Raw genomic sequence first — 11067 nt, 5'->3', positions numbered from 1 at the left:
CGCCTTTTCGGGCGGCAAAACTTGCATCAGCGTGCCAGACTGGTTATAAGGTGCAGCTTTATTGCAATAGCGGATACCCTGATGAGCGACATACCTTTCTGGCAAAGTAAAACCCTGGATGAAATGACCGATGCCGAGTGGGAGTCATTATGTGACGGGTGTGGTCAATGCTGCCTGCATAAGCTGATGGATGAAGACACCGACGAAATCTATTTTACTAACGTCGCGTGTAAGCAGCTCAATATCAAAACCTGTCAGTGCCGTAATTACGAACGCCGATTCGAGTACGAGCCTGACTGTATCAAACTGACGCGCGATAATCTGCCTACCTTTGAATGGCTGCCGATGACCTGCGCGTATCGTCTGCTAGCGGAAGGTAAAGGGCTGCCGGAGTGGCATCCACTGCTGACGGGGTCAAAAGCGGCGATGCACGGTGAACGTATTTCAGTACGTCATATTGCGGTGAAAGAATCGGAAGTGCGTGACTGGCAGGATCATATTCTGAACAAACCTTCATGGGCGGACTAAACCGCCCATCGATTAGCAGGCGTTAAGGCTTAAGACTTTTTCGCCTGATACATCTCATCGCCATGGTTGTCATCTTCAACCCAGAAATTGATGTTGAATTGCGCGTCGTCGCTTAATTCAACGCGATGCCAGTACTGCGGCGGACTGGTCGCAAACTGACCGGCATTAATCACCACTTTTACTTCAGGCTCTTTTGCGTCTTCATTGGCAAAGCCGTAATACGTTACCGTACCTTCCATCACGCAAAGCTGGCCAAAAACGCCTGCTGCAGTGTTATGGTGAGAAAGCAGTGCTGCCGGGACGTTGTCTTTCGTGAAGAAGGGAGTAGAGCGTTTAACTTTCCAGTTTGCCGGGATGCGTAAATGGGACATATGACATCTCCTTGGTGTGGCATCTATAAGATGTATTTAATATACATCTTATAGATGCCAGCAGGCAATGAATTTAAGGCAAAAAAAACGCTCCCGAAGGAGCGTCTCTGTTAGCGACCGAAGAGGTCACGTTTTTTCGGTTTGAACGGCTGTGCTATCACTACCAGCACGGCGACCACCAGGTAGGCGGCGAAGATCCCCAACAGCCACTGCGGCATTTCCAGGGTTAAAAAAGACCACTGGCGCTCAGCACAGTCACCGGACGCTAAAAACACCTGCGGCAGCCATTTGTCCAGCGGCAGCCAGCTTGGGAAGCGTGCGGCAAAATCACAGGTCATAAACGGGGATGGGTGCAGCTGAATCATGGTGTGCTCATACGCTAACTGAAGTCCGCGCCAGGCACTGTAAATCCAGATTATCATCGCCACATAGCGCAGCGGTGTTTTTGGTGCGATAGCACCCACCAGCCCTGCACCCATCACGCCAAATAATGCGCTACGTTCGTAAATACACAACACGCAAGGTTTTAGCAGCATGACGTGCTGGAACCACAGCGCGACGAGCTCCAGCGCAAAGGCGGTTAACGCCAACAATAACCATGCTCCACGACCTCGAGAGCACTGGTTTAAAAATCGCAACATAATCATTTCCCTGCAACATGCGTAGAGACCGCAGTTTAAACCAATTCACTTTATGCGCCACTAGCGGGAATTGAAAATTTGCGTAATCGGATATTTATCATGCAAAAAGTCAAACCGGGCAGTGATTCGCCCGGTTAATTGTTATGAAAGTGTAGCTAACCAGCCCGTTTGGGTCATCCACTCGGTCACCGGAACTAGCGTGAACTCGACGCAAAGCAGGCCGACGAGCGTCAGGACGAGAGTATAAGGCAGGGCCATCCACACCATGCGACCATAAGAGAGGCGAATCAACGGCGCCAGTGCAGAGGTCAGCAGGAACAGGAATGCAGCCTGGCCGTTTGGCGTGGCCACCGAAGGCAGGTTGGTCCCGGTATTGATCGCCACTGCCAACAGCTCAAATTGGTTAAGGCTGATGGTCCCATGTTCCATCGCGGCTTTGGCTTCATTGATATAAATCGTACCAACAAAAACGTTATCAGAGATCGAAGACAGCAGGCCGTTGAAGAGATAAAACAGCGTCAGTTGTGCATGTTCAGACGACTGCAAAACAAACTGAATAATCGGCGAAAAGAGCTGTTGATCGATAATCACCGCGACAATAGAGAAGAACACGGTCAGCAGCGCGGTGAAGGGTAGCGACTCGGTAAAGGCCTTACCTATCGCATGTTCGTCGGTTACGCCGGTCAACGAGGTTGCCAGAATGATGACCGACAAACCGATCAATCCGACTTCTGCCAGATGCAGGGCCAAAGCAACGACCAGCCAGACGCCAATAATCGCCTGGACAATCAGTTTGATTTTGTCCTGGCGGGTACGTTGTTGGCGGCTCTGATCGTCAAACTGTTGCAGGACATCACGGACGGTCTCCGGCAGCGTTTCGCCATAGCCAAACCAGCGCAATTTCTCGACCAGTACACAGGTTAACAGGCCGCAAATCAGTACCGGGACGGTAACTGGCGACATGCGCAGGAAGAAGTCGCCAAAATGCCAGCCAGCCGCTTTGGCAATAATCAGGTTTTGTGGCTCGCCCACCATGGTCATCACGCCGCCTAACGCCGTACCGACACCCGCGTGCATCATCAGGCTACGCAGAAAACCGCGGAACTGCTCAAGTACGACTTTATTGTGCTGATCGATATGGCTGTCATCAAGCATGTTGTTGTCTTCCGCGCGAGAAGAAGCAACGCGATGGTAGATACCATAAAACCCGACCGCAACGCTGATTACCACGGCAACGACGGTCAACGCATCGAGGAACGCAGAGAGGAAAGCGGCTGCAACACAAAAAGACAGTGACAGCAGCGTCTTGGAGCGAATAGTGAGCAGCAGACGAGTGAAAATAAACAGTAATAGCTGCTTCATAAAGTAGATGCCTGCCACCATAAACATCAGCAGCAATAACACCTCAAGATTTGCGGCAACCTCTTCACGCACATGCGTGGCGCTGGTCATACCAATAATGACAGCTTCGATAGCCAACAGCCCGCCTGGCAGCAGTGGGTAGCATTTTAACGCCATCGCCAGCGTGAAAATGAACTCGGCCACCAGCAACCAGCCGGCGATAAAAGGGTTGATGAAAAAAATAATCGGGTTAACGACTAAGAAGACAAGCAGTGCAAGTTTGTACCAGTCTGGTGATTGACCTAAAAAATTGCGCCACATAGCGCGGCCCCATGATAGCTCCATGGTGATTTCCCTACCTTTAAAAATGAAATCATGTTTTTATGTTTGACCGCAAAGCTTAGCGGGAGGAGGGAGTACAGGCAAGCTATTCACGAGACTGGCAAGGTTGGCTGTACTGTAGCGTTATTTGGAAAATGAAGCCTTGATCCACTTTTTCTTCATTGCGTCAGCTATCAGCTAAGATACCCATCTGGTATGATGTGTGTAACTATGTTTTGCTGTGTAATGGAATTTTTACTATGGTCATTAAGGCGCAAAGCCCGGCTGGGTTCGCGGAAGAGTACATCATTGAAAGTATCTGGAATAACCGCTTCCCACCTGGCACTATTTTGCCCGCTGAACGTGAACTCTCCGAACTTATTGGGGTGACACGTACCACGCTACGCGAAGTATTGCAGCGGTTGGCGCGAGATGGCTGGTTGACCATTCAACACGGCAAGCCGACGAAGGTGAATAACTTCTGGGAAACCTCCGGGCTGAATATTCTTGAAACGCTGGCGCGTCTCGATCACGAGAGTGTCCCGCAGTTGATTGATAATCTGCTGTCCGTGCGTACTAATATTTCGACGATCTTTGTTCGCACTGCGTTTCGCCAGCATCCTGATAAAGCACAGGAGGTTCTGGCGACGGCAAATCAGGTGGCCGACCACGCTGACGCATTTGCCGATCTGGACTATAACATTTTCCGCGGCCTGGCATTTGCCTCCGGCAATCCGATTTACGGTTTGATCCTCAACGGTATGAAAGGATTATATACCCGCATTGGTCGTCATTACTTTGCCAATCCGGAAGCGCGCGCGCTGGCGCTGAGCTTCTACCGTAAACTGTCAGAACTCTGCGAGCAGGGCGCTCATGAGCAGGTGTATGAAACGGTGCGCCGCTATGGTCACGACAGTGGCGAAATTTGGCATCGCATGCAAAAGAGCCTGCCGGGCGATTTGGCGATTCAGGGACGTTAATCGCTCAAAGCCGGATGGCGACGCCAAAGCGTCTTATCCGGCCTACAATACGTGCACTTCGTAGGCCGGATTAGGTGTTTACACCGCCTCCGGCAATAAGATTTACAGACTGTTCATCCTTGGCGGGCAACGCTCCAACAGCTCCACGCTGCCATCTTCATTCTGTTGCTCCAGCATCACGTCAAAACCCCAAAGCCGGTGTACGTGCTTGAGCACTTCTTTGCGTCCTTTATCCAGCGGTGCGCGGTTATGCGGAATATAGCGTAAGGTGAGCGAACGGTCGCCACGCAGATCGACATTCCAAATTTGAATATTCGGCTCCAGGTTGCTGAGGTTGTATTGCGACGACAACCTGTTGCGGATCTCACGATATCCTTCCTCGTTATGAATCGCTGAAATCTCCAGATAGTTGTGACGATCGTCATCCAGCACGGTGAACAGACGGAAATCACGCATCACCTTTGGTGACAGGAACTGGCTGATAAAGCTCTCATCTTTGAAATCGCGCATCGCAAAATGCAGGGTTTCCAGCCAGTCAGAACCCGCTATGTCCGGGAACCAGTATTTGTCCTCCTCGGTCGGCGACTGACAAATACGTTTGATATCCTGGAACATGGCAAACCCCAGGGCATAAGGGTTTATCCCGCTATACCACGGGCTGTTGTAGGGCGGCTGAAATACCACATTGGTATGGCTATGCAGAAACTCCAGCATAAACCGTTCGGTGACTTTACCTTCATCATAAAGGTGGTTCAGGATAGTGTAATGCCAGAAAGTGGCCCAGCCCTCGTTCATCACCTGCGTCTGTTTCTGCGGATAAAAATACTGGCTGACCTTGCGTACAATGCGCAACACTTCGCGTTGCCAGGACTCCAGCAGCGGGGCGTTTTTCTCCATGAAGTACAGCAGGTTCTCCTGTGGCTCAGAGGGATAACGCCGGGCTTCCGCCACGGTTTTCTCTTCCTCTTTCTTCGGCAGCGTGCGCCACAACATATTCACCTGGCTTTGCAGATACTCTTCACGGCTTTTCTGACGGGCTTTCTCTTCCTGTAGGGAGATTTTTTGCGGGCGTTTGTAACGGTCAACGCCGTAGTTCATCAGCGCATGGCAGGAGTCGAGCAGCTTTTCGACTTCATCCACGCCGTAACGCTCTTCACACTGGGTAATATAGTTTCGCGCGAAGATCAGGTAATCGACAATGGAACTGGCATCCGTCCAGCTTCGGAACAGGTAGTTGTTTTTGAAAAAGGAGTTGTGTCCGTAGCAGGCATGCGCCATCACCAGCGCCTGCATGGTGATGGTGTTCTCCTCCATCAGATACGCGATGCACGGATTGGAGTTGATAACGATCTCATAGGCCAGCCCCTGCTGACCATGCTTATACAAGCGCTCGGTTTCAATAAACTTTTTACCAAACGACCAGTGAGGATAGTTGATCGGCATCCCGACGCTGGAATAAGCGTCCATCATCTGTTCGGAGGTGATCACCTCGATTTGGTGCGGGTAGGTATCCAATCTGTAGAGTTTCGCCACGCGGTCTATCTCTGCCAGATAGACATCCAGCAGATCAAACGTCCAGTCGGGTCCATCGCTTAACCGTGTGCTGTCCTTGTTCATGGAATCAATCGTAGCCATTCGCGCACCCTCATTGTTGGCGGCACTCTCTGTCTGGAGTACCTCATGTCAAGCATAGATCATGGTGTTAAAAAACGTGCTGCGGCAGAAATTTTTTCTTTGCGATTTCACGTTAGCGAGGCGTCGAAAAATGGCATGGCCGCAAAATTTTATGCTGGATAAAAATAACGCACAGCAGGAGATGCCAAAGCGGAGAGTCCCCAGCCATCACCGCTATATGTGAGGTAAGTCACCATAAAAAAGCCATATGTTGAATAATATTTTCAACTGAGTTATCAAGATGTAATTAGATGATTGTTCTTTTACTGTTAACGGAGTGGCTATGCGAGTTGTCATACTGGGAAGTGGTGTCGTTGGCGTGACCAGCGCCTGGTACTTAAGTCAGGCTGGACACGATGTCACCGTCATTGATCGTGAGCCCGGTCCGGCACTGGAAACCAGTGCGGCGAACGCGGGGCAAATCTCTCCAGGTTATGCAGCACCATGGGCGGCACCAGGCGTACCGCTAAAAGCAATTAAGTGGATGTTTCAGCGCCACGCTCCGCTGGCCGTCCGTCTTGACGGAACCCAGTTCCAGTTGAAATGGATGTGGCAGATGCTGCGCAACTGCGACACCAGCCACTATATGGAAAACAAAGGACGCATGGTGCGACTGGCGGAATACAGCCGTGATTGCCTGAAAGCGCTGCGCGCCTCTACCGGTATCGAGTACGAGGGGCGCCAGGGCGGAACCCTGCAACTTTTCCGTACCGCTCAACAGTATGAGAACGCTACCCGCGACATCGCCGTGCTCGAAGACGCTGGCGTGCCATATCAACTGCTGGAAGCAAACCGTCTGGCGGAAGTCGAACCCGCACTGGCAGAAGTAGCGCACAAACTGACCGGTGGTTTGCGTTTACCGAATGATGAAACCGGCGACTGCCAGCTGTTTACCCAGCGTCTGGCTCAGATGGCGGAGCAGGCGGGCGTTAAGTTTCGCTTTAACACCCCGGTCGATAAGCTGCTGAGCGATGGTGAGCAGATTTATGGCGTCCAGTGCGGCGAAGAGATAGTTAAAGCCGATGCCTATGTGATGGCGTTTGGTTCGTACTCCACGGCAATGCTGAAAGGGATCGTTGATATCCCGGTCTATCCGCTCAAAGGTTATTCGTTGACCATTCCGGTGGCGCAAGACGACGGTGCGCCGGTTTCTACTATCCTCGATGAAACCTACAAAATCGCTATTACCCGCTTTGACAATCGTATTCGCGTTGGCGGCATGGCGGAGATTGTCGGCTTTAATACAGAACTGCTACAACCTCGTCGTGAAACGCTGGAAATGGTCGTACGCGATCTCTTCCCGCGCGGCGGTTATGTGGAGCAGGCAACCTTCTGGACCGGACTGCGTCCGATGACGCCGGACGGAACGCCGGTGGTGGGGCGCACCCGCTTTAAGAATCTGCTGCTCAATACTGGACACGGCACGCTGGGTTGGACCATGGCCTGCGGCTCCGGTCAGCTGCTGAGCGATATCCTTTCTGGCCGTACGCCAGCCATACCTTATGACGATCTGAGCGTGGCGCGTTACAGTCCGGGGTTTACACCCTCTCGTCCACGGCATTTACATGGCGCACATAACTGATAAGGACGTGAGATGACCCGCCCGATACTGGCCAGCATTGACCTGCAGGCGTTGAAACAAAATCTGACCATTACCCGCCAGGCCGCGCCGGACGCCCGCGTCTGGTCGGTGGTGAAAGCCAATGCGTATGGACACGGTATTGAACGCGTCTGGAATGCGCTGGGCACAACCGATGGTTTTGCCATGCTCAATCTTGAAGAGGCGATAACCCTACGCGAGCGCGGATGGAAAGGCCCGATACTCATGCTGGAGGGTTTTTTCCACGCCGAAGACCTGACGGTATATGACAATTATCGACTCACCACCTGTGTACACAGTAACTGGCAGCTAAAAGCATTGCAGAATGCGCGCCTGAAGGCGCCGCTCGATGTTTACCTGAAGGTGAACAGTGGTATGAACCGCCTTGGTTTTTTACCGGAAAGAGTTCCCACGGTCTGGCAACAGCTGCGGACGATGCCCAACGTCGGTGAAATGACGCTGATGTCACATTTTGCCGATGCAGATCACCCGGAAGGTATCCAGGAGGCTATGACACGTATTGCGCAGGCAACTGAAGGGCTGGAGTGCAGACGATCGCTGTCGAATTCGGCAGCCACGCTGTGGCACCCTGAAGCGCATTATGACTGGGTTCGTCCGGGCATTATTTTGTATGGTGCGTCGCCTTCAGGACAATGGCGGGACATCGCTAACACCGGCCTGAAGCCAGTGATGACGCTGAGCAGTGAGATCATCGGCATACAGACGCTGAAAGCTGGCGATCGGGTGGGCTACGGTGGACGCTACACTGCCAGCGGCGAGCAGCGCATTGGCATTGTAGCGACCGGCTATGCAGACGGTTATCCACGCCATGCGCCAAGTGGTACTCCGGTGCTGGTGGACGGTGTACGTACCGGGACGGTGGGGACAGTCTCAATGGATATGTTGGCGGTAGATCTGACACCATGCCCGCAGGCAGGGATCGGGACGCCGGTAGAGCTGTGGGGCAAAGAGATTAAAATTGACGATGTGGCCACCGCCGCAGGTACGGTAGGCTACGAGTTAATGTGTTCTCTGGCGCTGCGCGTGCCAGTTGTGACGGTGTAACTTTATATAGCATTGCCTGATGCTGCTGCGTTTATCAGGCCTCCAGAGTCAGTGCATTTTGTAGGCCGGGTAAGGCGCAGCCGCCACCCGGCAAAACATCCGCTTTACTCATCCTCATCTTCAGCAACGCGAACACCGACCTTCAGCACCGCATTATCTTCCTTCTCGGCTACGGTCCAGATCATGCCAGCGAATTCCACCTGGTCACCGACGACCGGCGCGGCACCAAGCAGATGCTGGACAATTTCACCCAACGTTTGCTGCTTATCACGATACTCGGTGCCATCTTCCAGGCCATAAATCAGCGCCACATCGGCATATTTTGCGCTGGCTTCAAGAATAAAATCACCGAAGAAGCGCTGGTCTAACGACACAGGTGGCGACTGGCTGAACAGCTTGCCAAGAGCCGGGAGATCGCGCTCGCGGCCAATAACACACAATACATCGCCTTCGCGCAGACGCGTACTGCCGGAGGGATGAAACAGCACGTTGTCACGAAACAGGGCGGCTATTCGCGTTTCTTCCGGCATATGCAGGTCGCGCAATGCGGCGCCCACACACCACTTATCTGCGCTGAGCTGATAAACAAACTGCTCCCACGGGTTATCCGGATGAATATCCAGGCCAATGCGCGACACGGGCCAGCCGACGGGAGGGACCACCACTTTGGCTTTCTTAGCGGCCCAAGAAAGTGAGGTTCCCTGAAACAGCAACGAGATCAGTACCACGAAGAACGCGACGTTAAAGAACAGGCGCGCGTTCTCCAGACCCGCCATCATTGGGAAGACGGCGAGGATGATGGGTACCGCACCGCGCAGACCCACCCAACTGATGAAAATGCGTTCGCGCAGATTAAAGCCACGAAACGGCAGCAGTCCGGCGAAAACCGAAAGTGGGCGGGCAATGAAAATCATCCACGCAGACAAAATCAGCGCAGGAACCACGATAGGCAGCAGGTCGGACGGCGTAACCAGCAGTCCGAGCACCAGGAACATGGCGATTTGCGCCAGCCAGGCCAGACCGTCGAAGTTTTGCAGAATGCCAAACCGGTTGCGAATAGGGCGATTACCCAGCAAGAAACCACACAGATAAACTGCCAGAATACCGCTGCCTTCCAGCGCAGTGGTCAGGGCAAAAATCAGGATCCCACCGCTTAACGCCAATAGCGGATACAGTCCGGCAGGCAGAGAAATGCGGTTAATCATCTGCTGGAGCATATATCCACCGCCCAGACCGATAACGATGCCTAAGCCAAACTGCTGGATAATGTGCACCGCGAACATCCAGCTTAAACCGGTTTCGTGGTTTTGGATCATGGCGATGAGCGTGATGGTCAAAAACACGGCCATCGGGTCATTACTGCCGGATTCAATTTCCAGCGTAGAGCCAACGCGTTCGTTAAGCCCCTTACCGCCAAGCAGGGAAAAGACCGCCGCGGCGTCGGTTGAACCAACAATCGCGCCAATCAGGAGTCCTTCGATAAGATCCAGATGAAACAGCCACGCGGCCATCATGCCAGTGAGTCCGGAAGTAATCAGCACACCGACCGTCGCCAACGATAGCGCCGGGCCTAACGCAACGCGAAAAGAGCTGGCCTGGGTGCGCATCCCGCCGTCGAGCAGGATAACTGCCAGTGCCAGGTTACTCACCATGTAGGCGAATGGATAGTTATCGAAAGGTATGCCGCCTATACCATCTACGCCCGCTAACATACCGATAGCGAGAAATATCACCAGGATAGGGATACCAAGGCGTGATGAGAATGAACTGAGTAAGATACTGCAGGTGACGAGAACGGAACCCAAAATAAAAAGGCTAATAATTGCTGCGGCATCCAACGTTCGGTTACTCCTGAATTACGCTGTTTCGTATTAATAAACCCTACCATAATAACGACAGAAACAGCGTTTTGCTTAGCCCCATTAGCCGCTTTTTTTACGATTTTAGTACCGGATGCCCACTTAAGGTGAGCTGAGTGCCGTTTTTATCATTTTTCAGCACCGCATTGGCTCCCAAAGGCAGGGTGACAGTGCGTTGTTCATGGCCAAAATCGAGGCCGCAGATCAACGGTACTGACAATCTGGCGCGTAGAAAATCACAAACTGAATCAAGATTGTAACCGGCATCGTAATCATTGGGAGCGCTACCGCTAAAACTGCCGAGAATAATGGCGTTTTGCTGGGCCAGTATTCCGGCGTGGTACAGCTGCAGCAGCATGCGCTCGACACGGAATGGATGCTCGTTAATGTCTTCCAGCACCAAAATCCCGTTTTTGATGGCCGGCATCCACGGTGTACCCATCAACGAAATGATCATCGCCAGATTTCCGCCCCACAGTGTACCTTCAGTTGCGCACTGTGGACCGTCACCCTGCCATTCGAGGGTAAATTGGGCATTACGCAAAGCCTGCCAGAAATGGTGCTCGGTGAATGCGTTCATTTCTTCGGCGCCGAAGTTCGCCGCCAGCATCGGGCCGCTGAAGCTAATCACATTCCCCTGTGTCAGCAGACCACACTGGATCGCCGTAAAATCGCTGTGTCCGCACA

10 protein-coding genes are annotated in these 11067 nt (G+C 52.7%); 4 read left to right on the top strand and 6 right to left on the bottom strand.

Annotation, left to right across the window (positions count from 1 at the left end):
- Nucleotides 1-81 precede the first annotated feature (81 nt).
- Complete coding sequence (locus FDW94_RS06910; RefSeq protein WP_003020944.1) at nt 82-528, top strand: YcgN family cysteine cluster protein; 447 nt, start codon at nt 82-84, stop codon at nt 526-528.
- Nucleotides 529-557: 29 nt separating this feature from the next.
- On the opposite strand, the gene FDW94_RS06905 is transcribed toward FDW94_RS06910, so the two are convergent.
- The 3 genes from FDW94_RS06905 to nhaB form a co-directional block, all read right to left on the bottom strand.
- The gene (locus FDW94_RS06905; protein ID WP_003020940.1) at nt 558-899 is read right to left on the bottom strand and encodes a DUF1971 domain-containing protein; all 342 of its coding nucleotides are present in this window, start codon (nt 897-899) and stop codon (nt 558-560) included.
- A 110-nt stretch (nt 900-1009) separates the two neighbouring features.
- Nucleotides 1010-1540: a disulfide bond formation protein DsbB gene (dsbB, locus tag FDW94_RS06900; protein ID WP_003844060.1), complete on the bottom strand. Its 531-nt coding sequence runs from the start codon at nt 1538-1540 to the stop codon at nt 1010-1012.
- Nucleotides 1541-1681: 141 nt separating this feature from the next.
- Nucleotides 1682-3226: a Na(+)/H(+) antiporter NhaB gene (nhaB, locus tag FDW94_RS06895; protein ID WP_008785014.1), complete on the bottom strand. Its 1545-nt coding sequence runs from the start codon at nt 3224-3226 to the stop codon at nt 1682-1684.
- Nucleotides 3227-3462: 236 nt separating this feature from the next.
- Between nhaB and fadR the strand changes: the two genes are divergently transcribed.
- Entirely contained in the window at nt 3463-4182 is a 720-nt protein-coding gene (fadR, locus tag FDW94_RS06890; protein ID WP_003833559.1) for a fatty acid metabolism transcriptional regulator FadR, read from the top strand.
- Nucleotides 4183-4284: 102 nt separating this feature from the next.
- On the opposite strand, the gene FDW94_RS06885 is transcribed toward fadR, so the two are convergent.
- Complete coding sequence (locus FDW94_RS06885) at nt 4285-5817, bottom strand: SpoVR family protein (RefSeq protein WP_137377349.1); 1533 nt, start codon at nt 5815-5817, stop codon at nt 4285-4287.
- A 322-nt stretch (nt 5818-6139) separates the two neighbouring features.
- Between FDW94_RS06885 and FDW94_RS06880 the strand changes: the two genes are divergently transcribed.
- Both FDW94_RS06880 and dadX read left to right on the top strand, forming a co-directional pair.
- The gene (locus tag FDW94_RS06880; protein WP_137377348.1) at nt 6140-7438 is read left to right on the top strand and encodes a D-amino acid dehydrogenase; all 1299 of its coding nucleotides are present in this window, start codon (nt 6140-6142) and stop codon (nt 7436-7438) included.
- 12 nt (nt 7439-7450) lie between these two features.
- Nucleotides 7451-8521, top strand: coding sequence for a catabolic alanine racemase DadX (gene dadX, locus FDW94_RS06875; protein ID WP_137377347.1), 1071 nt, complete (start codon nt 7451-7453; stop codon nt 8519-8521).
- Nucleotides 8522-8625: 104 nt separating this feature from the next.
- Here dadX and FDW94_RS06870 read toward each other — a convergent pair whose 3' ends face one another.
- Complete coding sequence (locus FDW94_RS06870; protein ID WP_008785011.1) at nt 8626-10359, bottom strand: potassium/proton antiporter; 1734 nt, start codon at nt 10357-10359, stop codon at nt 8626-8628.
- Nucleotides 10360-10456: 97 nt separating this feature from the next.
- The coding region (ldcA, locus tag FDW94_RS06865) for a muramoyltetrapeptide carboxypeptidase (protein ID WP_249358334.1) at nt 10457-11067 on the bottom strand (611 nt) is incomplete at its 5' end.

The sequence above is a fragment of the Citrobacter sp. wls757 genome (assembly GCF_005280935.1).
Lineage (GTDB): Bacteria > Pseudomonadota > Gammaproteobacteria > Enterobacterales > Enterobacteriaceae > Citrobacter > Citrobacter portucalensis.
This window is presented reverse-complemented; position numbering and strand designations above follow the sequence as displayed.